Here is a 26317-nt window from a genome sequence, read left to right on the forward strand (position 1 = left end):
CCTAAAGCGGAAATCGTCATACCGTGTAAAACGCTATAAAGAGGGAGGCCGCATGGCCTCCCTTTTAACACTTACAAGCATGCCGTATTAATTCATAGCGAATAGATGACGGATTAAACCGTTTTCATTTATACTGTTTAGAGAAGCGCGATTCAGTTGCTTGATCGTGTTTTTTCCATTTGACGAGAGGGGGAATGAAACGTGAACAAATCGATTTCCGAAGGCGGTTCCGCGGCCGAAACGATTAAGGAGGTTTACGTTGAATTACAAGAATGGAAAAGATGTGCTTCCCCCTAGACTGTTGGAGGAACTTCAGCACTACATCCAAGGAGAGCTGCTCTATATCCCGAAGCAGCAGAGCGAGCGCGCCGCTTGGGGCGCGAAGAGCGGTTCGCGCGTCATGATCGGACGGCGCAACGAGGAGATTTACCGGCGCTATACGGACGGAAGCACCGTGCAGGAGCTTGAACGGCAGTATCACCTGTCCGGCGACAGCATTCGGAAAATCATTCTCAAGCTGCGCAGCGCGTCCGTGTTCCCGATAACCGAGCAAGACGGCGTTGTCGCGCCGGATCTGTACGAAACGGTCCCGATAGGCAAACATTGAGATAAGCCGTCCTAACCGGAACGGACGAAACGATAATCCAACGAAAGAGCCCTCCCGTTCGCAGCCGAAAGGCGCGGACGGGAGGGCTCTTCTTCCATTAACGGCTCCGCACCTCGAAGATGCCGAACTTCAAATAATGGCCTTCGTTAACGCCGAGAATTTGCGGATGGTCCTTCCCGGCAGCACGCCACTCGATAAGACGCAGCGTCTTGCCGGCATCGGCCGCAGCCGCCTGGATCGTCTCCAGGAACAACTCGGGACGCATATGGTACGAACAGCTGGCGGTCACGAGATAGCCGCCTTCGTTCACCAGCTTCATGCCGTGCAGGTTGATATCTTTATAGCCTCGCACCGCGCCTTCGATCGCATGCTTCGATTTCGTGAATGCCGGCGGATCCAGAATAACGACATCCCATTTCCGTCCCGCTTCCCCGCTCAATGGCTTCGATGTGTCCAGCTTCGCTCCTTTGGCGTTCGCCGCGTTGCCGCGATCCATCCGTTCCTCGATGCCTTTCACCTGCGTGCGCAAGTATTCAAAGGCATCCGCGACGACGAACTCGACGCGGTCCGTGAACCCGTTGCGCGCGACGTTGCGCTGCGCCGTCTCGACGGCGTGGGCCGATACGTCAAGACATGTCACCTTCTTCGCGCCGTACTTGCACGCATGAAGCGTGAAGCTGCCCGTATGCGCGAAGCATTCCAGCACCGTCGCTCCGTCCCAATAAGGGAACGTCACGACTTTGCCGTTCGAGTTGACCGGCACGAGCTCCGGCTCCTTCATTTCGGCAATCGCGCCGGTATCGTCGGCTTCCGCGGCGGAGTCGCCGTTCGGCTGTTCTACGAGCCGAATGCCGCTGCGCGCTCCCCAGCCTGTCATCAAAGGCGCGATCGAAGCGCGGTTCTCGCGCTGATCGAAGAAATAACCGGTCTTCTGGCCTTCCACGATGTCGACCTCCAGCTTCAGGCCGTTTTCCACGATTTCCACGATGCGCGGGCATTCGCCGTACAGCAAGCCTGTCCGCTCCTCCAAGCCTTCCAGACCGCGCACGGATACGTCGCTCCGCTCATAGATGCCTATTGGCTTGAACACCGAAACCAGCGCCGCCACGAGCGCTTCACGGTGAACTTCCATGCCCATCGTAAGCAGTTGAACGACTAATACGCCTCCGAATCGGTCGACGATGAGACCCGGCAGAAAATCCGCTTCCCCGTAGACAAGACGGCAATCCTGTCCGTTCACGAACCGGGAACGGTGTTGCTTGCACTGCTCCAGCCGTTCGGCGAAGAATGCCTCGTCCATGGCCTCCACGGGTTTGTAGGCAACGACGCGAATCGTAATCTGCGAGTTTGGATTCCAGTACCCCGTAGCCAAGTAACGGCCTTGATAGGTGACGACGTCAACCAAGCCGCCGGGAGCCGCTTCGCCTTCGATCCGGTCGATTTCGCCGGCAAAAATCCAGGGATGGCCGGATTCCGTTCTTTTCTTGCGTTCTTTCTTCAATACCGCTTTTGCGCGTTCCATCTTTATCTCCGCCCTTTTCCATGCTGAAATGCTTGTCATGCCTGTCCTTGCTTCCGCATATGTATCGATACTTGCAGAACTCTATGCCTGTATGCAAAGGAGACGCAATCGATATGTTATTCGCCATTGCCCTGCCGCTGCTCGGCGGCTTCGCCTTGTTCCTCTCCGGCATGCGCACGATGGAGCACGCGCTGCAGCGAACCGTCGGCCGCAGCCTCCACCGCATCCTGGAGAAATTCACGTCCACGCCTCTTCGTGGCTTGGCGGTCGGAACCGCAGCAACGGCTGTCCTGCAGAGCAGCACAGCCGTTACGGTCATGTCGATCGGGATGGTCAACGCCGGTCTGCTCACTTTTCCGCGAACGCTCGGCATCGTGCTCGGCACCAATATCGGCACCTGCTTAACGACGGAGCTGATCGGACTGAACTTGAACCGGTTCGGCCTGCCGCTGCTCGGAATTTCCTGCGCACTGTGGCTGCTGACGGCGCTCTTCGGCGAGATGGGCTTCGCCCGAAGCCGATCTTCAGGGCCGCCTCCCGGCGGCGGCCTGCTCGGTCCGCTGCGCACGGGATCCGTCGTTTCGGCGGGGTTCTCCCTGCTGCTCGTCGGCATCAGCATGATGCAGTCTATCGCCCCGGTCATACAATCGACGAGTTTCTTCCATGCGTATCTCAGCCGCGCCGACGACAGCGTCTTCTGGGGGCTGGCTGCCGGCATCGTGCTGACCGCCGCCATTCATAGCAGCGCTGCCGTGATCGGGATCGTCATGGGGCTCGCGGAAACCGGCGCCATGCCTCCCGAAGTCGGCATCGCCATCGTGCTTGGCGCGAACGTCGGCACCTGCATCACCGCAGTCATTGCGGCAGTCGGCGGTACGCGTTCGGGCCGCTTCGTCGCTTGGTCGCACGTGCTGCTCAACGTCGGCGGCGCCGCCCTGTTCGCCCCCTTCACTTCGGAGCTTGGGACGGCCGCCGCTTGGCTGACCTCATCGCCGGCCGGGCAAATCGCCCATGCGCAGACGCTGTTCAACGTCGCCTGTTCGCTGCTTGCGCTGCCGGTCTGTTATCATCCCCGTCTGAGGAAGCTGAGACCCGACTAATGTCGGTATCCATTATCGGTCTTATTGCCGAACAGCAGCGCGCTTTAAGACTCGTCTGCGGTTTTCACCCCGAGCAAGCGCAGCGCGCCGCCCAATATCCGATCGTTATTGTTATAGCCGGACTGCTTCTGCCGTCTCCAGGCTTCCACGGGCTCGAACCATTCGACGCCGCGGATTTCCTCCACCTGCGCCTGAAGCTTGCCGCCGACGGCTTCGACCAAATAATAATGGACTTCCTTGTCCACGAGTCCTTTGGATTCGTGGCTGTAGCGATATTTGATCTGATCGATCGGGGAAACGATCGCGCCTTGGATACCGGTCTCTTCCACGATCTCGCGCAGCGCCGTCTGTTCCACCGTTTCGCCCGGCTCCATTTTCCCCTTAGGGAGCGATATTTTCCCGTATCGGTCTTGGATCAGCTGAATTTGCAGTTCGCCGTTTACCCGGCGAAAAACGACGCCGCCTGCAGAAATTTCCTTCATCTTGCCTCTCCCCTCCGCCTAGTCGTGATTGGCTCAGTATGTAGAGCAAGGATTCCTCGCCGCCTTCGTTCGGGCGGCATCGGAATCCTTGCAGCAATTCTATATTTCGTTACGCCTGCATCGCTGCCGGCAGCGGCTTGCGCTTGGCGTCTTCCGCGCGGGAGGCACTTTCCGGGCGCAGCGCGGCGGCTGTCTGCTCATCCAGCACGCGTACGAGCTGGCCATGACATTCATTCACGCCGGCTTGGGTGATTTTGACCCGGCACAGCTGGCCGATCAGCGACTCCGAACCTTCGAACACCACGTGGATGTAATTGTCGGAATAGCCCATGATCCGTCCTTCGCCCGGCGCGCCTTTGTACTCGCGCTCCGGAATAATGTCCAGCACTTCGCCCACGTACTTCTCGGCGTATTTCAATTGCATCCGTTCGGACAAATCGATTAATTGATGAACGCGCTCGTTCTTCAGTTCGTCGTCGATTTGATCTTCCATCCGCGCGGCAGGCGTACCTGTTCGTTTGGAATACGGGAAGACGTGCATTTCCGCAAAGCCGAGCTTCTCCATGAAGTCGAAGCCGTTCTTGTACATCTCTTCCGTTTCGCCGGGGAAGCCGACGATGACGTCCGTCGTAATGGCAACGCCGGGCATCGCTTCGTGCAGCAGGCGGATCTTCTCCGCGAACTGCTCCACCGTATACTTGCGGCGCATCCGCTTCAAGACGTCGTTATCGCCTGCTTGCAGCGGAATATGCAGATGACGGCACATTTTGCTGGAGCGGTTCAATACCTCGATCATCTTATCGTCGATTTGGCTCGCTTCGATGGAACTGATCCGAATGCGCTCCAAGCCTTCGATGGCATCGAGATCCCAGAGCAGATCCGATAAACGGTAGTTTTCCATATCGTCACCGTAACCGCCGGTATGAATACCTGTCAGCACGATTTCTTTGTATCCTGCCGCCACGAGCTGGCGAGCTTGATCCAATACGCTCTGCGGATCGCGGCTGCGGGACAGTCCGCGCGACCATGGAATGATGCAGAACGTGCAGAAGTTGTTGCAGCCTTCTTGAATCTTCAGGAAAGCGCGCGTGCGCTCCGCGAAATCCGGAACGTCGAGCTCTTCGAATTCGCGCGTTTTCATTATGTTGCGCACCGCGTTCACGGGCTTGCGCTCGTTCTGCAGGCCTTCGATATAGCCCATTAATTTATCCCGGTCCTGCGTTCCGATGACGAGATCGACGCCTTCGATCGCTAGAATTTCGGCCGGCGACGTCTGCGCGTAGCAGCCGGTTACCGCAATAATGGCATCGGGGTTGCGGCGAATGGCGCGGCGGATGATCTGCCTGCTCTTCTTGTCCCCCGTATTCGTCACCGTACATGTGTTGATCAAATAAACGTCCGCAGTCGTCGTCTCGAAGTCAACCTGTTCGTAGCCTTCGTTCTTGAACAGCTGCCAGACCGCTTCCGTATCGTAGAAGTTCACCTTGCAACCTAATGTGTAAAAAGCAACCGACGGCATGTCGTTAAACGCCTCCCATTTCTCCGGATTCATACATGAGGCAGGCGAGTCCAACCATCGCAGCGGTTTCCGTGCGTAAGATTCGCTTGCCCAGGCCGACGACAACCGCGCCGGCCTCTTCTGCTTCTTCGGCTTCACGTTCGGTGAAGCCGCCTTCGGGACCGACGACGAGCAGAATGTTCCGCTCCTCGCCGCCCCATGAGTTGTCTTGCCGGCACGCGGCTACGGCTTCTCGCAAGCCATGCCCTCCGCCTTCCTTCTCGTAGCAAAACAACGCCAAATCGAACGATGGAATCCGCGCAATCAGCTCTTTCCAAGTCGCGACGGCATCGATGGCCGGAATCCGGCTCCGATGCGCCTGCTCGGCGGCTTCCTTGGCGATTTTGCCCCAGCGTTCCAGCCGCTTGGCCTCTTTCTTCCCGTCGTACTGCACGATCATCCGCTGGGATTCGAACGGCACGAATGCCGCCGCTCCGATCTCGGTTCCCTTCTGGATGACCAGTTCCATCTTGTCGCCCTTCGGCAAGCTTTGGGCGATCGTTACCGACCAGACCGGTTCGCCGCCGATGGGCAGCCAAGCTTCGGCTTCCGCTTCCACTTTGCCGGGGGAGAGCGACTTGATCGTCGCTTCCGCCACGCGGGAAACGCCATCGCTGATGATGATGACGTCGTCTTCCTCCATGCGCATGACGCGCGTTATATGATGAGCATCGTCTCCGGCGAGCACGATGCGGCTTCCGTCAATTTGCTCCGGCGTTACAAAATATCGCTGCATGCTAGTTGAACCTTTCCCGTCAAATCGCAGTCCGCCCTTAAGCAGCGTGCCGCGTAAAAACTCCAACCTACATCATACACGTTTTGGCCCTGCTTCGCCAGCCGTCATTAACATTTTCCAGCGCGGCGTCAAGGGTTATAACGATCGTTGAAAAAAGTCCGTCCATAGCGCCGGCCAGTTGACCGGATCGAAGATCAGCTCGCATCTCCGGCAAACGAACAAGAAAATATCGACCCAGAACGCGAACAGCGGATCCAGCGTCTCGCTTCTCAATGCCGGAATAAAGACGATTAACAAGAATATGAAGATTCCCCAATGCGCCATTTGGTCCATCTGATGCCTGACTTTCAAAGGCACGAGGTCTTGAATAATGCGGTATCCGTCAAGCGGCGGAACCGGAATCAAATTGAACAGAAACAGCAGCATGTTAATCGTAATCAAATAATAGGAAAAATGGCCGATTGCCTGCTGAACGCCATGCGAAGCCGATGCGATATAACCCGTTTCGTTCACGATATAAACCGCAATGATGCCTATGACCGCAATAAGCAGATTGCTGAGCGGGCCGACCGCGGAAACGACGATCCCCATCAAGCGGGGATACTTGAATCGTCCCCGGTTGACCGGAACGGGCTTCGCCCAGCCAAAGCCGGCGATCAGCAATAGAATGGTTCCCAGCACGTCCAAATGCGCTCGCGGATTCAGCGTGACTCTGCCCGCATCGTAGGCGGTGCGGTCGCCGAATTTGTAAGCGCTGAAAGCATGGGCGAATTCATGCACGGTAAAGGCGATCATCAACACGAGAAAAATAAACGGCAAATCGTCGAGCGGGTACCATAAAATGTTCACCCTTAAGCCTCCCAATGATTGGTGCGAATGCGAATGCAAACCTCCGCTTCACGCGCAGAAAACCAGCTTTGCGTCTGCCGGTCTTCTGATTCGCGCATTCATGCCGCGTTTACTCCGGCTTCTTCGCCACGAACGCGATCCAATCCTGGTCGCGCTGACGGTCCACGATCGTAAAGCCAGCCGCTTCGAGACCAGCTTCCACCGCATCCTCTTTGTTCTTGAAGATACCGGAAGCGATGTACGTTCCGCCCGGCTTCAACGCTGCGTATACATCGTCGATGAACAGCAGAATAATTTCCGCCAGGATGTTCGCCACGACGAGATCCACCGGAACCGTGACGTTCAGCGGTACGGCGTCCTCGCCGCCTTCTTGATTGCCCAGCACGCCCAGCAAATCGCTCAGATGCACTTGGATATCGTCTTGCAGATTGTTCAACCGGCTGTTTTCCTTAGCCGAAGTAACCGCGATCGGATCCAGATCGAGCGCAAGCACGCTGCGTGCGCCGAGCAGCATAGCGCCGATGGCCAGGATACCCGAGCCCGTGCCGACGTCGATGACTTCCTCGCCGCCCTTAATGACCGACTCCAAGGTGCGCAGGCAAAGCGCGGTCGTCGGATGCGTTCCCGTTCCGAACGCCATGCCGGGATCCAGTTCGATGATGCGTTCTTCCGGGGACGGCGAGTATTCCTCCCAGGTCGGCTTGATCGTCAGCCGTTGCGAAACGCGGATCGGCTTGAAGTACTGCTTCCACGCGTTCGCCCAGTCTTCTTCGTCAACGAGCGCCGTCGTAATCGTATAATCGCCCGGGTCGATATCGAATTCGCGAAGCTCGTCGATTCTAGCCGGAAGCCCTGCCAGGAGCGCGTCGAGATCCGTATCCAGTTCGGAGAAATACCCTTTGATCACGGCTTCTCCCTCCGGAATATCGTTCAGCGGATGCTCGTACCATTGGCCGAGCGACGTGTCGCGCGGTTTGTTAAGATTGCCCGATTCCTCGATGGATACGCCGTCCGCGTCCAATTCATGCAGGAAGTTCGAAATCATTTCGATCGCTTCTTCAGTCGTCATAATCGTAATTTCATGCCATTTCACGTTCTATGTCCCCCTGATATTCAATGTTCGTCAGTTTGCATTGCGTAAACCTATGACGTCTATTCTACACTAGAAGCGGAATCTGCACAAAATCGGCCTCCATCAACGCAAACAACTCGCTCCCAATCGGGAACGAGCCGTTCGCAGCTAACGCTATCTCAGGCTTCTTCCTGCTAGATTATCTTATTCGTTGATAAAGCGGGCTTTCACGAGCAACCGCTCCCATAGACGCTGCTGCCGTTGCGCAGCATCGCGACTGTCGTGCTGCCCGCCCTGCGCCTCGAATACCGTCGGAACGAATTTCAGCGTCTTCGTGACCGGATCGTACAGTACGCCTGTCTAATGGTCAGGATCGAGCGCGCCGTTCACAGTGATCGAACGGGAAACGTACTTATTTCCGAAGGACATAGGGCGAATTGAATAATTCGTAAATCCGCACAACGAAAAAAGCCGGATGATCCGGCCGAGTTTAGCTCGGGCCGAACAATCCGGCTTCCTATCCTGCAAGGCTTTACCTGCTTACTTACATGCTTGGCCTGCTTCGCAGCTTTCACCTGCTTTATATCTCCGCCGCTCCGCCGGTTTGCCTGATGACATGCAGCGCCCGCTCCACCAGCTCGTCGCCGACGTCAGCCGTCAGCGATGCGCCGTCGGTACCTTCGTCAATTTGCTCGATGCGCAGGAACTGCAGCTTGCGCTGCGCCTCCCGTGCCCGATTCTCATCCTGGAATGTCGCATGGATCGTCGTCACTGGAGCGTCCTACAGCAGACGCTGCGCTTGCTGTGATGCATTCGCCTGCGCCCTTGCGTCCGCTTCCTCCGCGCGCTTCATCGCGATGCGGTCCGCTTCGTCTGCCTGCTCCTCCGCGAATTCCACGTCCTCGTTCTTGCCGATCGGCAGATTCGCAAAGTTTTGCTTCTTCAGGTTCTCGCTCATGGTCATTCTCCTTCATGTTCTGAGATGAAATAAACACGAAGATTAGCATCGGCCAACGGATGCGATCTTATGCCTGTCGATACGTGGATGCGTGACCGGACGACCATAGACAAAAAGCCCCTGATTCAGGGGCTTTTTTTCGGCTAGTCGCCGCGGAATGCTTTTTTCATTTTCTCGAAAATCGTCTCATGATGCTCCTGCTGCTGCACGTCACCCGTGCCGCCAGCGCCGCTGGCTCCGCCCGCCAATTGACGAAGCAAATCCTTCTGTTCGTCGTTCAGGTTGGTTGGCGTAACGACCGTTACTTTCACGTGCTGGTCGCCTTGGCCGTAGCCGCGCAGACGCGGAACCCCTTTGCCTTTGAGGCGGAAGAACGTGCCTGTTTGCGTGCCTGCCGGAATCTTGAGCTTCACTTTCTCGTTCAGCGTCGGAATCTCGATCTCGTCGCCAAGCGCTGCCTGCGCGAACGTCAGCGGCACCTCGCAGTAGATGTCGTCATTCTCCCGCTCGAAGAAATCATGCGGCTTGACGCGGATCACGATATACAAGTCGCCGGACGGACCGCCGCGCGTACCGCTCTCGCCCTCGCCGGACAAGCGGATTTGCGCGCCTTCGTCGACGCCCGCCGGAATTTTCACGTTGATTTTGCGGTTCTTCTTCACTTTGCCCGCGCCATGGCAGGTCGTGCATTTCTCTTTGATGACTTTGCCGGCGCCGCCGCAATTCGAGCACGCGCGGCGATTGACCATGCGGCCAAACGGCGTATTTTGAACGACTTCCTGCTGTCCCGTACCGCGGCAGACGCCGCAAGTTTCCGGTTTCGTGCCGGGCTTGGCGCCCGAGCCGGAGCAAGTGTCGCAATTTTCGGTGCGCGGAATCGTGATTTCGGTTTCTTTGCCGAATACGGCTTCCTTGAACTCGATGGTCATCGTGTACTGCAGATCGTTGCCGCGCTGCGGTGCGTTCGGATCGCGTCGTCCGCCTCCTCCGCCGAAGAACATATCGAAGATATCGCCGAAGCCGCCGTTAAAGTCCGCGCCTCCTCCGCCTCCGAAGCCTTGGTTCGGGTCGACATGGCCGTATTGGTCATAGGTTGCGCGCTTGCCGCCGTCGCTAAGAACGTCGTATGCTTCCTTGACTTCTTTGAATTTCGTTTCCGCATCCGCTTCCTTGTTAACGTCCGGATGGTATTGGCGAGCCAGCTTTCGGTACGCCTTCTTGATTTCGTCCTCGTCTGCGCTTTTCCCAACGCCGAGCACATCGTAATAATCCCGCTTATTAGCCAAAATCCGTCACCCCGTCTCCTAGTTACGCTGGTTTCTCTCTCCGACTATACTGCAGACAGACGAAAAACGGCTGCGCCGTCCAAATTTTCAAGGACGGCGCACCGTTTACGCAAAACCAACCAATTACTTGTACATGCTTATAGTTGCAGCTTACTTCTTGTCGTCGACGACTTCGTAGTCGGCATCGACTACATTGTCTTTGCCGCCTTGCGGGCCGCCTGCTTCCGGACCGGCACCATCGGCGCCGCCAGCAGCTTGCGCCTGCTCATACAGCTTCACGGAAAGCTGTTGGATGATTTCCGTCAGCTCTTGCGCCGCCGTATTGATTTGCTCCACGTCGTCGGTTGCGAGCGCTGCGGTTACTTTTTCTTTCGCATCGTTCGCTTTCGCGATTTCGCCGGCGTCTACTTTGTCGCCAAGATCTTTGATCGTTTTGTCGACGGAATACACCAGTTGATCCGCGCTGTTCTTCGCTTCGACCAGCTCGCGGCGCTTGCGGTCTTCTTCCGCGTTCAACTCGGCATCTTTCATCATACGATCGATTTCTTCATCCGACAAGCCGCCAGAAGATGTAATCGTAATTTTTTGGCTCTTGCCCGTGCCTTTATCCAGCGCCGATACGTTAACGATACCGTTCGCATCGATATCGAACGTAACTTCGATTTGCGGTACGCCGCGCGGTGCCAGCGGAATGTCGCCCAGCGTGAAGCGGCCCAGCGTTTTGTTGCCGGCAGCCATTTGACGCTCGCCTTGCAGGACGTGGATTTCAACGCTCGGCTGATTGTCCGCGTACGTCGAGTACACTTGCGATTTGCTCGTCGGGATCGTCGTATTGCGATCGATCATCTTCGTGAACACGCCGCCTGCTGTTTCGATACCGAGGGACAGCGGCGTTACGTCGAGCAATACAACGTCTTTCACGTCGCCGGTCAGTACGCCTGCTTGAACCGCTGCGCCGAGCGCAACGACTTCATCCGGGTTAACGCCTTTGTGCGGCTCTTTGCCGATCAGTTTCTTAACGGCTTCCTGTACGGCAGGAATACGCGTCGAACCGCCGACCAGGACGACTTTATCGATTTCGCTTGGCGAAATGCCGGAATCGCTGAGCGCTTGGCGAGTCGGGCCGAGCGTGCGTTCTACGAGACCCGCGGACAGCTCTTCGAATTTAGCGCGGGACAGGCTGAGCTCCAAATGCTGGGGAACGCCGTCTACCATCGTAATGAACGGCAGGGAAATCGTCGACGTCAAGACGCCGGACAGTTCTTTCTTCGCTTTCTCGGCAGCATCTTTCAAACGTTGAACGGCTGCTTTGTCTTTGGAAAGGTCTACGCCTTGTTCTTTCTTGAACTCGGACACGAGGTAGTCGATGATCACTTGGTCGAAGTCGTCGCCGCCGAGACGGTTGTCGCCGCTCGTTGCTTTTACTTCGAAGAAGCCGTCGCCCAGCTCGAGGATGGATACGTCGAACGTACCGCCGCCAAGGTCATAGACGAGGATCGTTTGGTCTTCGGATTTCTCGAGGCCGTATGCCAGGGCGGCAGCCGTAGGCTCGTTGACGATACGCAGCACTTCCAGGCCTGCTATTTTGCCGGCATCTTTCGTCGCTTGACGCTGGCTGTCGTTGAAGTAAGCAGGAACCGTGATAACGGCCTGCGTAACGGTTTGGCCCAGGTACGCTTCCGCATCGGATTTCAGCTTTTGCAGGATGATAGCGGAAATTTCTTGTGCCGAGAAGTCTTTGCCGTCGATGACTTCTTTGTGGTTCGTGCCCATGTGGCGCTTGATCGACATGATCGTGCGGTCAGGGTTCGTGATTGCTTGACGCTTAGCGGATTCGCCGACGATGCGCTCGCCGTCTTTCTTGAAGCCCACGACGGACGGGGTCGTGCGGTTGCCTTCCGGATTCGGAATAACGACGGCTTCGCCGCCCTCCATAACCGCTACGCAAGAGTTCGTTGTTCCAAGGTCGATACCGATTACTTTACTCATAAGTAGAAATCCTCCTTAGTTTAGGAAAATAATAAATTATAGACAGCTGAACGTTAACCGCTGACTTTCACCATCGCGGGACGCAGCACTTTATCCTTCAGCATGAAGCCTTTTTGCACTTCTTCGACGACAATGCCTTCTTCGTATTCGTCGGATTCCACCGTCATGATCGCTTGGTGGAAATCAGGATTGAACGGCTGGCCGACGGCTTCCATCGGTTTCAAGCCTTCCGCATCCAGCACGCCTTCCAATTGGCGGAAGATCATGTCCACGCCTTTGGAGAACGATTCGACGTCGCCGCCCGCTTTCGCGGCTTCAACGGCGCGGCCGAAGTTGTCGACGACGGGCAGCAGCTGCCCGATCAGTTTCATGGACGCGTATTGCGCTAGCTCTTCGCGTTCTTTCATCGTACGGCGGCGGAAATTATCGAAATCGGCTTGCACGCGCAAGTATCGTTGTTGGTTCTCGTCCGCTTGACGCGTCAGCTCGGCGATTCTGCCGTCTTCTTCCGTGCCTTCAGACGCTTCGCCTTCAAACGCGGATTGTTCGTTTACGTTTTCCTGTTCTTCGTTCGACGCCTGGTCCATTTCTTGCTTATGTTCTTCATCTGTATGTTGTTCATTCACAGACACGCGAATCGACACCTCCTATAAATAATTCACTGCACATCACTTGTACCAGCGGCCCAGCAATACAGCCATGTTCTTGGATAGAATGTCGAGCAGACTGATTACTCTTCCATAGTCCATTCTTGTAGGTCCAAGAATGCCGATCGTGCCCAGCGACTTGCCCTCTACGGAATAGGTTGCCGTAATGAGGCTGCAGTTATTGATAGCTTCATGCGTATTTTCTGTTCCAATGCGGACTTGAATGCCGCTTGGAAGCGCGTTGAACATCTGCATGATCGTGGGCGTTTCATCCAGCAGATCAAGAAGCGTCTTCACTTTGTCGACATCCTTGAATTCCGGCTGCGTGAGCATGTTCGTCGTGCCGCTCATGAAGACGCGCTGATCGTTCTCGCTCGCCAGCGTTTGATCCAGAATACCGAGCAGCCGTTCAAACTGATCTGCGTAGCGGCCAAGCTCTTGGCCGACTTCGGAATACAATTTCGATTTCAGGCGGACAAGCGGAACGTCAACGAGTTTGGCATTCAAAATGTTAACGGCCTGCTGCATCTCCTCCATGTTCATGTCTTCCGGGAGGGAGATGGTCCGGTTCTCGACATGGCCGGTATTGGTGACGATGATCGCCACGGCCGTGTCTTGCGTCAGCGGTACCAGCTGAAAATGCTTCAGCGACGTCGTGAACGTCTCCGGTCCGAGCAGAATGCTCGTGTAATTCGTCATGTTCGACAGAATCATAGCGGCATGCTGGATAATTTGCTCCATCTGATTCATTTTCTCCGTAACGAAGGAACGGACCAGCTGCTTTTCTTCCTCTTTGACTTCGCCAAGCCTGACGAGATGATCGACGTAATAACGGTAGCCTTTGATCGAAGGGATGCGGCCTGCCGAAGTATGGGGCTGCTCCAGGAAGCCAAGCTCCTCCAGATCAGCCATCTCGTTGCGGATCGTTGCCGGACTGAAGCTGACGTCGCTGCGCTTCGAAATGCTGCGTGAACCGATCGGTTCCGCAGAACGGATATAATCGTCTATGATGACATTCAAAATCATTCGCTGCCGCTCGGTTAACATCGCAGTCCCTCCAGATTCGCAATTTCGGAAGATCGGTCACCATCGGGCGACTCCGTACAGTCGTTCTCATCTTCGTTAGCACTCGATAACGTTGAGTGCTAATCATTACTACAAAAATACCAAACCAACTTAGCGATTGTCAAGTCGGTTCGGCATTTTCGTGCGCCTATTTCGTTGCAAGCCCGGCAGCCGGCAGCATGGTTACATGCTCAGCCGGCCATCCGCTAACGCTCGTAGGCTCCGATATCCGGCGCGCTTCCGTTGTAGCTGTTCGTAACGCCCGGAATGACGGCCCCTGCATCGATCGCGGGAGAACTTGCCGAATTAAGATGCATGTTATAGAGCGAGGCATAGCTCGGATAACCGGCAAGCGCGCTCAAGTTCAGGAGAGGGTCTCCCCATACGCCATGCGCTTCCTGACCCGTCGCCGTTCTGAAGGCGGCAAGCGATGTATAGGCGCGCCATGTGATTGCCGTCGTATTTCGTGAACGGTTGACCTTCTTTGTACGTGCTGTCGGTCGTTTTCTTATAGAACATTTTCGCGGTCTCCGACGATAGCAGCGATTTGAATTTGATATCGACGCCTGCCGTCTCGAAATTCCCGTACGTTTGAATGGCGCTCAAGTATACGGATGAAAGCGGAGGCGGCGTTGTCGTCGTCTGATAATAACAAGCCTTCGCGGTTCCCACTAACGGATCGCCGAACACGGCGTTGGTGCAAGGCGTGCCCGCCGTAAGCGTCAAATAGTTGAAGGCGCCGTTCGCGCCATACGCTACGCTCGCGCTGCCGTTGAAACTGCAGGTTTGATTTTCGTTCGCGCAAAAGGTGTAGCCTGTCGGTCCGGCCGGCCTCGAACCCGTTCCGGTCGTGTAAGAAATCGTCAGCTTCGGTCTATTGGCCGCCGTTGCGTATTGGTTGCTTGCGACTTCCTGGATGTTGATGGAAGTACCGCTGCGCACGCGCATATACCAGGCTTGATTCACCGCCGAGCCGTTCGCCCATGCCTGAATATCGGATTTGATATCTGTCGACGAGGTCCAGCCTGCGCTCGTTGCGAACGTCATATTGCCGGAAGCCGTTCCGTTAACGGAATCCATGATGGTGCTGCCCGACGTATTCGTCCAGCCGGTCGTTACCGTGTCTCCCGTGCCCGCGCGTCTCAGCCAGCCTGCGCCTGTCTTGTCGAAGGCCGTGGAGGTGTTGCCCTCGACCCACATGCCCTTGTTGTTTGCATCCGTAATTCGGAACAAATCGACCGTTCCCCCGATATACGCATTATTGCCCGTATTGTATAGCGATAACGTCGCCGAATCGATCGTTGCGCCTGCCGGGATCTGTCCTGCCAAATCAAAATAAATCAAGGCGTTTGTCGTCGTTCCCGCTCCGCCGTCCCTGATGTAGTACGACGGCATTTGACCCGACGTATAATAGCCCGCGTTCGCCCCCATTGTCGGGCCATTGCCTGCTCATGCCTGTCGGCTGCTCGACTGCTTAAGTTATTTCTACAAAATGGTAGCTTAAGTCCGCGCCTGCTTCCTCTGCAATCCGCCTAATTGATAATACTATCCAACTCGGCATCCGTACCGGCCACAGGCGGCCTAACGAAAAAAAGCCGCTCGGTCGCAGGAATAAGATTCCTGACGATCGAGCGGCTTTCTCATTTAGTTCAGCATTCTCAGAACCGCGATTTCGTCGCAGGCATGCTGTTTCGGGCAGTTCACGCAATCCGTCCAAACCTTCTCGGGAAAAATCTCTTTGTTTACGACGGTAAAACCGTTCTTCTCGAAGAAATGCACTTCGTAGGTCAATGCCATAATCTTCGGTATATGCTGTTCTTTCGCTTCGATAATCAACTGGTCCACCAGCTTGCTGCCGATGCCGAGCCCTTTATAGCCTTCCGAAATGCCGAGCGAGCGGATTTCCACCAAATCGGAGCCGAGCCGGGTCAATGAGCCGCAGCCCACGACGTCTTCTCCCACTTCCGCGACGACGAACGTGTCGATCTGGCGCTTCAGCGTTTCGCGTGATCGCGGCAGCATGATTCCTTTCTCAGCGTAACCGGCAATTAAATCCGCCAATGTCTCGATATCGTTCTCGGTCGCTCTTCTGCATACCGCTTCCATCGCTTGCGCCTCCATCCTTGGCAATCCACCTTTTTTAATAAATCAATACGTATAAATATACAATACGGTGCATTTCTACACAAGAACAATTTGTCAGGAAAACGACCGGGTTTTCAGCTTATAAAAGCGCCGAATACTTCGTTGCCTAGCGGGATGCCTTGCTGCGACAAACGATAACCGCCGCCATTGCCCGCTACGGCTTCGATCAGCCCTTGTTTCAAGAGCTTTTCCAGCGGTTCGCCGAAATGGCTTTCGATCGTCCGGCCCGGAAACTGCGCCGTGAAATCGTCATTGCGCACCCCTTGCAGCAGACGAAGGCCGACCATCATGAAGTCCTCCATCGCCTCCTCGTCGGAAACGGCGTTCGTTTCCAGACGCGGCAGACGCGCGGACGCGGCGTCCAAATACGGCTGAATGCCTTTGATATTCACATGCCGCTCTCCGCGGGCGTAACCATGCGCTCCGGCACCCAATCCGTAATAGGGCTCATTGCGCCAATACGTGATATTGTGGCGGCTTTCGAAGCCCGGCTTGGCGAAGTTGCTGATCTCATAATGGTTGTAGCCAGCCCCCGTCAGTCTATCGATCAGGAGCATGTACATCGCAAGCTCGTCCTCCTCCGGAGGCAGCGGCAATTCATTGCGCTCGTACAAGGCATGGAACAGCGTATTCTCCTCGACCTTCAGGCCGTAGAGGGAGTAGTGGGGCAGATCCAGCGCAAGCGCCTTCGCCACGCTGTCCGACAGCTGCTCTACGCGCTGACCCGGCAAACCGAACATCAAATCGATGGACAGATTATGGAACCCGGCCATTCGCGCGTTCTCGATGCTGCGGTAGACGTCATCCACGTTATGAATCCGCCCGATTCGTTCCAGCAAGCCGTTATCGAACGACTGCACGCCGAAGCTGATCCGGTTGACGCCGCCGGCGCGCATCGCCTGCAGCTTCTCCAAATCCGTCGTGCCCGGGTTCGCTTCCATCGTGAACTCCGCATCCGGATGGATCGGAAAATGCCGCTTCACGGAAGTCAGAAACCGTTCCATCTGCGGCGGCGTAAGCACCGTCGGCGTCCCGCCGCCAACGAATACGGTCCGAATCTCTTCGGGCGGCAATGCCTCCGCGGTCAGGACCATCTCCTGCTCCAGCGCGTCCAAATACGCATCCACGGGCTGCCCGCGCAGCACGTAAGAAGTGAAATCGCAATAGTGGCACTTGTTCGTACAGAAAGGGATATGAATATAAAGCGCCCTCGGCGCGTGGGTAAGCATATGCATTCCTCCAAGGTCTTGCTGTCAATTTGCCTCCATACGAAACAAATTGTTTTTATTTTCATGCGTCCTTAAATAAAAAAAGGAAGCGTATTTGCTCCCTTAAAAAGGCTGCGTTGAGGTGGGCCGGAGGCCGGTAAGGAGATGAAGCAACGAAGTGGTCGCCTTTGTAACCGAATTCAACCTTTGAAAATTGTTCATGAAATCCGGGTACAACAGCGAGCGTAATCCCTTACCGGCCGCAGGCCAGCCCTCCAACGCATCTTAATCCTCGTCGATTTTCAATACTGCCATGAACGCTTCCTGCGGCACCTCGACGCTGCCGACCTGCTTCATGCGCTTCTTGCCTTCCTTCTGCTTGTCCAGCAGCTTCCGTTTACGGCTGATGTCGCCGCCGTAACACTTGGCAAGGACGTTCTTGCGCATCGCTTTAACCGTTTCGCGCGCAATAACTTTATGGCCGATGGAAGCCTGTACAGGCACCTCGAACATTTGGCGCGGAATCAGTTCTTTCAGCTTCTCGCAAATGATCTTGCCGCGGTGATAAGCGCGGTCGCGGTGGACGATGACGGACAAGGCGTCGACCTGCTCGTTGTTGAGCATGATGTCCATCTTGACCAGCTTCGATTGACGGTAGCCCGACAGCTCGTAGTCGAAGGAAGCGTAGCCCTTGGTGCTCGACTTCAGCTGATCGAAGAAATCGTATACGATCTCCGAAAGCGGCATGTCGTACGTAATCGTAACGCGGTTCGTGTCCAGATATTCCATGTTCACGAACTCGCCGCGTTTGTTCTGGCACAGCTCCATGATGGCGCCGACGTAATCGTTCGGCACGATGATGGCCGCTTTGACGAAAGGTTCTTCGACATATTCGATCTTGCTGACGTCCGGATAGTTGGACGGATTGTCGATCTGAAGCACTTCGCCGTTCGTCAGCGTTACGTGGTAGATAACGCTCGGCGCGGTCGTGATCAGCGGAATGTTGAATTCGCGCTCGATCCGCTCTTGAATGATCTCCATGTGCAGCAGGCCCAAGAAGCCGCAGCGATAGCCGAAGCCGAGCGCCGTGGAAGATTCCGCTTCATACCGCAGCGACGCATCGTTCAGCTCCAGCTTCTCCAAGGCATCGCGCAGATCGTTGTAATCCTGCGTTTCGATCGGATACAAACCGCAGAATACCATCGGGTTGATCTTCCGGTAACCCGGCAGCGCTTCAAGCGCAGGCTTCTTCGCATCGGTGATCGTATCCCCGACGCGCGTATCCTTGACGTTCTTGATGCCGGCTACGACGAAACCTACGTCCCCGACGGAAAGCTCGTCGACGATGCCCATGCGCGGCATGAACGCTCCGACCTCGATAACCTCGAACTCCGCACCCGTAGCCATGAAACGGATTTTCTTGCCCGCCCTGATATGGCCGTCGATGACGCGCACGTAGACGATAACGCCCTTGTACGGATCATAGTGCGAATCGAAAATAAGCGCTTTGAGCGGCTCGTCCGGATTGCCTGTCGGCGCCGGAACCTTCGTCACGACCTGTTCCAAAATTTCCTTGATGCCGATCCCGGCTTTGGCGGAGGCGTGCACCGCGTCGCTGGCGTCGAGGCCGATAACGTCTTCGATTTCTTGCTTGACGCGTTCCGGCTCCGCGCTCGGCAGATCGATTTTATTCAATACCGGAATGATTTCGAGATTGTTGTCGAGCGCCAGATAGACGTTCGCAAGCGTTTGCGCCTCGATGCCCTGCGCCGCGTCGACGACGAGAAGCGCGCCTTCGCAAGCCGCGAGACTACGAGAAACCTCGTATGTAAAGTCGACGTGTCCAGGCGTATCGATCAGATTGAGAATATATTCCTCGCCGTTGTCGGCCTTATAACCGAGACGAACGGCCTGCAGCTTTATGGTAATGCCGCGCTCGCGTTCCAAATCCATTTGGTCAAGCACTTGCTCCTGCATTTCGCGGGACGACAGCGCGCCGGTAAATTCGAGAATCCGGTCGGCCAGCGTCGATTTCCCATGATCGATATGGGCAATGATGGAGAAGTTTCTAATTCGTGTTTGTCTTTCGCGTACGTCCGCCATGCTTTACCCCCAACGGTACCTAAATGCTAATCATCATTTTATTATACCAGTTTGGTCAAGGGCCATCAATCCGTTACCTTCTCAAAAAATGAGACGACCATCCGGATCCCTTTCGCCGATATGGATTGGAGCACGCCTGCCGTACCGTCCGCGACCTCGTTCACCGTCGATTGGCTTTCCATATTCGGCAGTCCCGGAAGCCGCTTCGCAAGCTCCTCCTGCAGTTTCAGCTCATACTCCCGTCGAATTTCATCCTCCGTGCGTCCATGCTGCGCATCCGCGACCGTTAGCTGCCGCAGCGGCGAAACTTCGTTCTCGGGGAGCTGTTCGGGTCTGCTGACGGATGCATTCGCCTCCGTATCTTGCTGCATCGTCAAGCTGCCGCCTGCAGCTGCCGATTGTTGCTGCGCGGCGGCTGCGCTGCCGTCTACCGGACCATAAATCCGTTCAATGCCGCTTGATGCGATATCGATGCCGAACAGGACGATTAAAGCGACCGCTCCCCCGACGAATGCCGTTTTCAGTGTATGACTGCGCATGTTCTATTCCCCCTCTTGTTCTGTTCAAGCCTTATCCAGAATTATTTCGTTTCCGTTTGCGGGGCCGATACTTTCTCGTCTTTCCAGTAGAGATTCGAAATCACCTTCGCAAGCACGTCGATCGTTCGGTAGGATTCCGCCAGCGTATTGTCGACGCCGCCGACCTCGATCAGTACGCTGTCCGGCGAGAGCGACTGATTATATTCGCCGTTCCCGCTGGCCGTCGTCTTCGCCCATATGCCATGCGATAAACCCGGATACTTGCTGTCGAGCTGATCGTTGATGGCGCTGGCGAACGCTTCGTTCTTCTCCCAATAGGGATTCGCATGTCCGATAATCAGGAACACTTTGGCGTAATCTTGGCCGTTTATCGTCACCGTCGTGTCCTTGCGGCGCTTCGAATCGCGATGAATATCGAAGAGATAAGTTAAATCCTTGTTGCTATTGAGCGCCGATAACACGGATTGCTTGGAATATTTATAGGATAGGTTCCAATTGTAGTTTTTAATCGCCGTCGGGTAATCCGTCGCGGAATCGAGCGCTCCGATGCCCGACTTGCTTAATTGGCTGGCAAGACGTTTGCCGAGCAGCGTAATGTTCTTGGTCGACGATTCCGGTATTTTCTTGCTGGCAAGCTCCGGGTACCAGGATTCGCGGGGGTGAGAATGATAGATAAAGACGACCTTTCGTCCGCCCGTTGTCGGATTCGCCGGATCGGCCGGTACGGGCTTGTCGGTGCCGCCGCCGTCGTTGCCAGGCGCGTCGACTGACGAATCGTCAGGCGTTGCATCGCTTGGCGTCGTAACGTCCTCTCCGCCATCGGCCGTTCCGGTATCGCCCGGGTCGTGGTCGGGCCGGTCGCTGTCGGACATGCCGTCTGGCGCATCCCCGTCTTCGCCGGCATGATCCGGGATGGATTCGTCATCCTCGGGTTCGACGGAAGCGTCCGTGCCCGTTCCGCCCCGCAGCAGCGTTGTTTTGTCCCCTTCCAAGCCGGGGTACTGGCTGGCCAGCAGGCTCTTGGGATCATCCGGATTAATATCTGTCAGCAAACGAACGAGAAAACTGCCGATCCGGTGGCCGGAGATCGAAGACTTCGCGTCCGATTTGGCCGTCCCGGGCATCTCCATGGCGAGCATATCCGCGAATAAACCGTCTCCGACCGCTGCCGCAAAGCCTTTCATGGATGACACCGGCGAAGTCGAGGCTTGCTGCTGCACGATCACGCCGATTCCGACGACAAGGACAAGGACCATCGATCCTAATGACAACAGGGCGAAAGTGCGTCCGGCAACGAGCAGCTGCCTGAGCCGCAGGCTGCTTTTGCCAAGATTGAGCGTCATTATGATTCGTTTCATTCGCGTTGCTCCTCCCAGTTCGATCTGTGGAATGGTTTGCCTGAACCAGGCCTGATTCCATCTTATGAAGACGAGCTGTTTGCTAGAACCGAAAGTTTAGTAGACCGATAGATTGATTGCCGGCAAGCAGCCGGAATGAGAGGCAGGGATACTAGATTCATAGATTATCACTCGCTCTACCAGCACGCCGAAAAAGCCCTCCGGCCATAGACCGGGGGCTTTCGAAGACCGTCAATAATGCCGGTCAGTGCGTATAGGCGGCTACATTGCTCTTATCGACCGCTTCGTGAAGCGCGGCGTTCAATCCGCTAGCGACGATATTCGCGATATCTTCGATAAATTGATCGATTTCCTTCGGCGTCACGAGCAGGTCATGGCCTAACGGCCCTAGCGCCTCGCGGACGAGCTGCAGACGTTCGTTCTCGTCGATGGAATCCAGCAGGCCCATGAAGCCATCCGACTGGCTGGAATTTCCCGCGTGTTTCTTCAGATGCTCCCGCAGCAGATCGATGCTGTTGCTCACGATCGTGGACGCGTAGAGCACCGTCGGGACGCCGATCGCAACGACGGGCACGCCAAGGATCTCTTGGGTCAGCCCGCGCCGTTTATTGCCGATGCCCGATCCGGGATGTATGCCGGTATCGGCTATTTGGATCGTCGTATTGACCCGCTCCAGCGCTTTCGATGCGAGCGCGTCGATGGCGATGATGAGATCGGGCTTCGACCTGTCGACGATGCCTTGCACGATATCGCTCGATTCGATGCCGGTAATGCCCAGTACGCCCGGCGCAACCGCGCTCACGTTCCGGTAGCCCGGTGCCACTTCGTTGGGCATCAGCTCGAAGAAATGCCGCGTCACCAGCGCGTTCTCCACGACGATCGGCCCAAGCGCATCCGGCGTCACGTTCCAGTTGCCGAGGCCGACGATCAAGACGTTGGCGGTTTTGCCGATTCCGATCCGGTCCAGGAAGTCGGCGAATTCCTGCGCCAGCTTCGTGGCGACGCGGTCTTGCAGGCCCGTATCCTGTTTGCGCAGCTCGGGCACCTCGAAAGTCACATAATGGCCAATCATTTTCCCCATGATGCGCGACCCTTCTTCGGTCGTCACATCCAGACGGGTAATCTTGATGCCGTCATCTTCCGATACCTCGGACATAACGCCGGGGATCGGCCCGTTTCCCGCGGATTCCGCCAGTTCTTTCGCTTCCAGCGCCAAGTCAATGCCCACGTTAAATTCCTGCAAATCAAGGTCACTCATATAATAAGGGCGCTCCTTCCATCGTCGAATGACGTTAGTTTGCGGAAGCCGGACTTGAATTATGCGGTAAAGGCGCGGTTTGCGCGGAATTGAAGCTTGAAGAGCTATTGCAATTTGTCCTTGCCCATGATAAACTATGTCAAGTTGTGTTGTTACAAAGGGTTTTCCCTTTTTACAGGAGGTGAATGCAATGCCAAACATTAAATCCGCAGTAAAACGCGTGAAAACAATCGAGAAACGCCGCGCTTTGAACGCTTCTCAGAAATCCGCGCTTCGCACGGCCGTTAAAGCTGCTGACCAAGCTGTTGTTGCTACTGATGTTGAAGCCGCTAAAGCAGCTTTGAACACTGCAACGAAAAAGCTGGATAAAGCTGTAACAAAAGGCCTGATCCATAAAAATGCTGCTGCTCGTAAAAAGTCGCGCCTGGCTAAAAAGCTGAACGCACTTAGCGCACAAGCTTAATCAAACGAATTGAAGGTCCTGCTTTTCGCTTCGGCGAACGAGCAGGACTTTTTTATGCCTTTCAAAGGCGATACGTTCGTTCGCTGCGCACTGCAAGGTGCGGCGGGCGGAATCGCTAAGCAGGAGACGCCGCCAGCAAGGTGCATGGCGGCGTCCGTCATCCAGGGCGATCAGGTATCGTTCCGAACGCCGCCTGCCGCCTGTAAGCGGCCGTGACGCCGCACGGGCGGATTACGCAGCCAGCGATAGCAGAAACAGCTCCAGCCCGAGCGTCTTGTCTACCCGGCCCGTCTTCATCCCGTAATCCAGCTCGGCCAGCTTGCTCAAATGCCGGCCAAGCGTCTGAGGCGTGAAACGTCTTGCTTTCTCGGCAGCCAGCTTGACGGCATACGGATGCAGCCCCATTTGGCCGGCCATCTGCTGATGCGAATAATTATGCTGCTCGAGCTCCTTCACTTGCAGCATGATCCGGAACTGCCTTGCAATAAGCGCGGCGATCTTGATCGGCTCTTCCCGGCGCAGCAGGAGCTCCGCATACAACCGCAGCGCCTTCTCCACATTAAGCGACGCCATCGCGTCGATCAGCGCGAATACGTCCTCCTCCACGGTCGAAGCAATCAGCGTTTCAACATCCTCGTTCGTGATTTGCCCGCCGCCGCCGGCATGGAGACAGAGCTTGTCCACTTCATGCGCGAGCTGCTGCATGTTCGTGCCCGTCCGGGCCAGCAGAAGCTGCGCGGCTTCGCGGTTCATGATTCTTCCCTGTTCTTCCGCGCGCTTCATCGTCCATTGCAGCAAATCCTGCTCCTGCAATTCCTGGAAGGCGATCAGCGCACCCTGCTCCTTCAACAGCTTGACGGCTTTGCGCCGTTCATCGAGTTTCTCCGCCATCACTTGAAAGACGACAACGCTGCTCTCGCAAGGCTGCTTCAAGTAAGCGATCAGCGAATCGGTGCCGTGTTCCAGCTTGCCTTCCTTGCCTTGGGCCGCCGCGAGCACGGACACGTCCCGAATGAGCACGAGCTTGCGCGAAGCAAAGAACGGCATCGTATCCGCCTCCGCCACCGCTTCCTCGACCGGCGTCTCCGACGTATCGTATTTCACGATGCCCAGCTCCCGTTCGTCCGGCGGCAGCAGCTTGTCCGTCAACGATTCGACGAATTGACGCATCCGGTAACGGTCTTTCCCATATAGCACGTAAACGGGTCTAAACGTCCCCGCTTTCCATTCCTTCGCGGCATCCTTCAGCTCCATCCGCTCGTCCCCCTTAAAAACATTATTCTAACGATAGCGCCATTCCGACGAAAACGCAACAAAGGGATGCGGCAGCCTGCACCCCATCCCTTTGTCCCCGAACATCTATATAAACATTCGCTAGCGGCGGTCCATGGTACCGGCTGCGAATGGTCATACGACGTCAAGGCTTGCTCGATCGTCTTATGACTCCTTCTTCTCTACACCATACGCGAATGTCACGCCATGTGTGCATGGGCAAAATCATTATTTGCTAGATTGCGCCTGTTCCGTTCCCGCCTTCGGATCGACCGTGTACGTGACCTTCGAGCCGTCGGCTTGAACGGCCGTATACGTCAGCTGCTTGCTGTCATCCGACCATTTCAAGTCGGAGATGTCTTTGCGGCTGCTGCCCAGGAACACCGGCAAACTGTCGCTGACCGTATAGATGCTTACCGCACCATCGACAATGAAGGCTTGGTACTGCTGATTCGGGGAAATCGGCGATGCCATGATCTTCGAAGTCGGCGAGCTGTTCTTGCCGCTATTGTTGCGAGAGGCGGCATTTTGATTGGAAACGCTGCTTTTATCCGCGTTTTGCATGGTATTGGCATTGGTTGCGGCCGAAGTCTGATCCGCGGCTTTCGATGAATCAGCCGCCGCAGCATCCGATGCCCCGTTCGAAGTGCTCTTCGTTGTACTGTCGGCGGCACCGTCAGCCCCGCTGTCCAACGCGGCCATATTGCCGGAATTGTTGACGATGGACGATTCATTCGGCGAATTTTCACCGGGAGCGACCGTTTCTCCGTTCTGTCCCCCCGCCGTTATCGGCGGCATCGGTTCACCGTTCGGATCGACATTGCGGACAAACTCTTTCTTCGGTTCCACGGCGGAATCGTTCGCTGAATCGTTCGTCGCCTGCGCCTTGACGCTGCTGTCATTCTTGGCATCATCGCTCGCGGAAGGACTGCCGGTGGATTTAGTAAAGCTGTTCGACGTATCCGCGGAATCGTTGCTGCTCGTATTCGATGCAGCGGTGCCTGCGTCGGCCGTCATTTGAGCGCTGTTGGCACTATCGCGAACCGAATGCATGCCTTGATTGCTTAGGAAGAACATGCCGATCAGCACGCCCGCGGCCACGACGCCGCCGCCCGCGGTAAGCGGAAGCCAGCGCCGCCAGCCGCTTGCGGCCGGTTTCGCCCGCCGCGGTGGCGGCGTCGCATCCACCCCGCCGATTACGATATGCGGAACTGGCACGGATGGCTCGGCCGATGATTGAATCTCGGCGAGCTTCGGCAATATAGCATCCACCAGGCTGTAGCTTGGCACAACTTTAGGCAGATTTTCAAGTCCCGAAGAAAGCAGCTTCAGCCGCTCGAACATAGCCGCGCAATCGGAGCAATGCCGCGTATGATTCATCAAGATTTCGGTTTCCCGTTCATCCAGGTCCCCATCAAGTTGTCTTTGCATATAGTCTATCACCTCTTGACAATTCATCCTCGGACACCTCCTCTCTGGTAATCATGCAGGTATGTTTGCAGCTGCTGCCTTGCCCGGAATAAGTAAGATTTTACGGTATTGAGCGGCAAATCAAGCGAGTCTGCAATTTCGTTGTATGAGAAGTCCTGCAGATATCGCAGCACGACGACGGCCCGATGATGCTCGGGAAGCTTGTCGATCGCCTTGCGGATATCCTGCGAGGTATAAGAAGACATGACTTCCTCCTCGACGGAATGATGGTCCTGGAACACCATGTCATGCTCGTCGATGGATACGGTCGGCTTGTTCCGACGGAACTTATCGATGCAAATATTCGTAACGATCCGCTGGACCCACGTCTTGAACTGCGCCTTCTCCTCGTACGTGCCGATCTTCGTATAAATGCGGATCAAGGCTTCTTGCGCGGCATCCATCGCGTCCTGCTCGTTATTGACGATATAAAATGCGGTCCGGTACACATGATTCTCTATTTGTCGCAACAGCGCAATAAGAGCTTCGCCATCGCCGGCTTGAGCGGCTTTGATCAGGCCTGGCTCCACCACGGTGGTCCCCCCTCTTGCAACTTAACAGACGGATATGGTTCGCCGAAAGTTGCACAGCATATAAACTTTTTTTATTAAAATTTTAGATGAGCACGGT

The 26317-nt window shown here is 55.8% G+C and carries 27 protein-coding genes; 4 read left to right on the forward strand and 23 right to left on the reverse strand.

What is annotated here, in order from left to right; all coding sequences use genetic code 11:
- Nucleotides 1-259 precede the first annotated feature (259 nt).
- Nucleotides 260-607: a CD3324 family protein gene (locus GZH47_RS06025; protein WP_162639172.1), complete on the forward strand. Its 348-nt coding sequence runs from the start codon at nt 260-262 to the stop codon at nt 605-607.
- A gap of 97 nt (nt 608-704) precedes the next feature.
- On the opposite strand, the gene GZH47_RS06030 is transcribed toward GZH47_RS06025, so the two are convergent.
- A complete protein-coding gene (locus tag GZH47_RS06030) occupies nt 705-2129 on the reverse strand; it encodes a class I SAM-dependent rRNA methyltransferase (RefSeq protein WP_162639173.1) in 1425 nt (474 codons plus the stop codon).
- Between the two features lie 113 nt (nt 2130-2242).
- Between GZH47_RS06030 and GZH47_RS06035 the strand changes: the two genes are divergently transcribed.
- Nucleotides 2243-3229, forward strand: coding sequence for a Na/Pi cotransporter family protein (locus GZH47_RS06035; RefSeq protein WP_162639174.1), 987 nt, complete (start codon nt 2243-2245; stop codon nt 3227-3229).
- A 44-nt stretch (nt 3230-3273) separates the two neighbouring features.
- Here GZH47_RS06035 and GZH47_RS06040 read toward each other — a convergent pair whose 3' ends face one another.
- From GZH47_RS06040 to gpr, 19 genes are all read right to left on the reverse strand, one after another.
- Nucleotides 3274-3711, reverse strand: a complete 438-nt coding sequence (locus tag GZH47_RS06040; protein WP_162639175.1) for an NUDIX hydrolase — start codon at nt 3709-3711, stop codon at nt 3274-3276.
- Between the two features lie 109 nt (nt 3712-3820).
- Nucleotides 3821-5230: a tRNA (N(6)-L-threonylcarbamoyladenosine(37)-C(2))-methylthiotransferase MtaB gene (mtaB, locus tag GZH47_RS06045; protein WP_162639176.1), complete on the reverse strand. Its 1410-nt coding sequence runs from the start codon at nt 5228-5230 to the stop codon at nt 3821-3823.
- Nucleotides 5231-5234: 4 nt separating this feature from the next.
- Nucleotides 5235-6005 (reverse strand): RsmE family RNA methyltransferase, encoded by a 771-nt coding sequence (locus GZH47_RS06050; RefSeq protein WP_162639177.1) that lies wholly within the window; start codon nt 6003-6005, stop codon nt 5235-5237.
- A 135-nt stretch (nt 6006-6140) separates the two neighbouring features.
- Entirely contained in the window at nt 6141-6854 is a 714-nt protein-coding gene (locus GZH47_RS06055) for a site-2 protease family protein (RefSeq protein ID WP_404823762.1), read from the reverse strand.
- 109 nt (nt 6855-6963) lie between these two features.
- The gene (gene prmA, locus GZH47_RS06060) at nt 6964-7947 is read right to left on the reverse strand and encodes a 50S ribosomal protein L11 methyltransferase (protein WP_162639178.1); all 984 of its coding nucleotides are present in this window, start codon (nt 7945-7947) and stop codon (nt 6964-6966) included.
- A gap of 559 nt (nt 7948-8506) precedes the next feature.
- Complete coding sequence (locus GZH47_RS06065; RefSeq protein WP_162639179.1) at nt 8507-8698, reverse strand: hypothetical protein; 192 nt, start codon at nt 8696-8698, stop codon at nt 8507-8509.
- 9 nt (nt 8699-8707) lie between these two features.
- Nucleotides 8708-8884, reverse strand: coding sequence for a YfhD family protein (locus GZH47_RS06070; protein WP_318653412.1), 177 nt, complete (start codon nt 8882-8884; stop codon nt 8708-8710).
- Nucleotides 8885-9027: 143 nt separating this feature from the next.
- Nucleotides 9028-10170 (reverse strand): molecular chaperone DnaJ, encoded by a 1143-nt coding sequence (gene dnaJ, locus GZH47_RS06075; RefSeq protein ID WP_162639181.1) that lies wholly within the window; start codon nt 10168-10170, stop codon nt 9028-9030.
- Nucleotides 10171-10320: 150 nt separating this feature from the next.
- Nucleotides 10321-12159: a molecular chaperone DnaK gene (dnaK, locus tag GZH47_RS06080; RefSeq protein WP_162639182.1), complete on the reverse strand. Its 1839-nt coding sequence runs from the start codon at nt 12157-12159 to the stop codon at nt 10321-10323.
- A 53-nt stretch (nt 12160-12212) separates the two neighbouring features.
- The gene (gene grpE, locus GZH47_RS06085; RefSeq protein ID WP_263866921.1) at nt 12213-12785 is read right to left on the reverse strand and encodes a nucleotide exchange factor GrpE; all 573 of its coding nucleotides are present in this window, start codon (nt 12783-12785) and stop codon (nt 12213-12215) included.
- 42 nt (nt 12786-12827) lie between these two features.
- The gene (gene hrcA, locus GZH47_RS06090) at nt 12828-13853 is read right to left on the reverse strand and encodes a heat-inducible transcriptional repressor HrcA (RefSeq protein WP_162639183.1); all 1026 of its coding nucleotides are present in this window, start codon (nt 13851-13853) and stop codon (nt 12828-12830) included.
- Nucleotides 13854-14077: 224 nt separating this feature from the next.
- Nucleotides 14078-14233 (reverse strand): hypothetical protein, encoded by a 156-nt coding sequence (locus GZH47_RS06095; protein ID WP_162639184.1) that lies wholly within the window; start codon nt 14231-14233, stop codon nt 14078-14080.
- Entirely contained in the window at nt 14190-15302 is a 1113-nt protein-coding gene (locus GZH47_RS06100; RefSeq protein WP_162639185.1) for a DNRLRE domain-containing protein, read from the reverse strand. The genes GZH47_RS06095 and GZH47_RS06100 overlap by 44 nt, the downstream gene beginning before the upstream one ends.
- Before the next feature lie 213 nt (nt 15303-15515).
- Nucleotides 15516-15992 (reverse strand): N-acetyltransferase, encoded by a 477-nt coding sequence (locus GZH47_RS06105; RefSeq protein ID WP_162639186.1) that lies wholly within the window; start codon nt 15990-15992, stop codon nt 15516-15518.
- 98 nt (nt 15993-16090) lie between these two features.
- Nucleotides 16091-17245, reverse strand: coding sequence for a radical SAM family heme chaperone HemW (gene hemW, locus GZH47_RS06110; protein WP_162639187.1), 1155 nt, complete (start codon nt 17243-17245; stop codon nt 16091-16093).
- Between the two features lie 264 nt (nt 17246-17509).
- Nucleotides 17510-19327, reverse strand: coding sequence for a translation elongation factor 4 (gene lepA, locus GZH47_RS06115; protein ID WP_162639188.1), 1818 nt, complete (start codon nt 19325-19327; stop codon nt 17510-17512).
- Between the two features lie 65 nt (nt 19328-19392).
- Complete coding sequence (locus tag GZH47_RS06120) at nt 19393-19866, reverse strand: hypothetical protein (RefSeq protein ID WP_162639189.1); 474 nt, start codon at nt 19864-19866, stop codon at nt 19393-19395.
- 41 nt (nt 19867-19907) lie between these two features.
- Nucleotides 19908-21224: a stage II sporulation protein P gene (spoIIP, locus tag GZH47_RS06125; protein ID WP_162639190.1), complete on the reverse strand. Its 1317-nt coding sequence runs from the start codon at nt 21222-21224 to the stop codon at nt 19908-19910.
- A gap of 244 nt (nt 21225-21468) precedes the next feature.
- Nucleotides 21469-22482 carry a GPR endopeptidase gene (gpr, locus tag GZH47_RS06130; RefSeq protein WP_162639191.1) on the reverse strand — a complete coding sequence of 338 codons (1014 nt, stop codon included), beginning with the start codon at nt 22480-22482 and terminating at the stop codon, nt 21469-21471.
- A gap of 190 nt (nt 22483-22672) precedes the next feature.
- Between gpr and rpsT the strand changes: the two genes are divergently transcribed.
- Both rpsT and GZH47_RS06140 read left to right on the forward strand, forming a co-directional pair.
- Complete coding sequence (gene rpsT / locus GZH47_RS06135; RefSeq protein WP_162639192.1) at nt 22673-22945, forward strand: 30S ribosomal protein S20; 273 nt, start codon at nt 22673-22675, stop codon at nt 22943-22945.
- A gap of 54 nt (nt 22946-22999) precedes the next feature.
- Nucleotides 23000-23161 carry a hypothetical protein gene (locus GZH47_RS06140; protein ID WP_162639193.1) on the forward strand — a complete coding sequence of 54 codons (162 nt, stop codon included), beginning with the start codon at nt 23000-23002 and terminating at the stop codon, nt 23159-23161.
- 15 nt (nt 23162-23176) lie between these two features.
- Here GZH47_RS06140 and holA read toward each other — a convergent pair whose 3' ends face one another.
- The 3 genes from holA to GZH47_RS06155 form a co-directional block, all read right to left on the reverse strand.
- Complete coding sequence (holA, locus tag GZH47_RS06145; protein WP_162639194.1) at nt 23177-24199, reverse strand: DNA polymerase III subunit delta; 1023 nt, start codon at nt 24197-24199, stop codon at nt 23177-23179.
- 246 nt (nt 24200-24445) lie between these two features.
- Nucleotides 24446-25675 carry an anti-sigma factor gene (locus GZH47_RS06150; RefSeq protein ID WP_225446379.1) on the reverse strand — a complete coding sequence of 410 codons (1230 nt, stop codon included), beginning with the start codon at nt 25673-25675 and terminating at the stop codon, nt 24446-24448.
- Complete coding sequence (locus tag GZH47_RS06155) at nt 25672-26220, reverse strand: RNA polymerase sigma factor (protein WP_162639196.1); 549 nt, start codon at nt 26218-26220, stop codon at nt 25672-25674. Before GZH47_RS06155 ends, GZH47_RS06150 begins: the two co-directional genes overlap by 4 nt.
- Nucleotides 26221-26317: the final 97 nt, after the last annotated feature.

This window comes from Paenibacillus rhizovicinus, from assembly GCF_010365285.1.
Taxonomy (GTDB): Bacteria; Bacillota; Bacilli; order Paenibacillales; family Paenibacillaceae; genus Paenibacillus_Z; species Paenibacillus_Z rhizovicinus.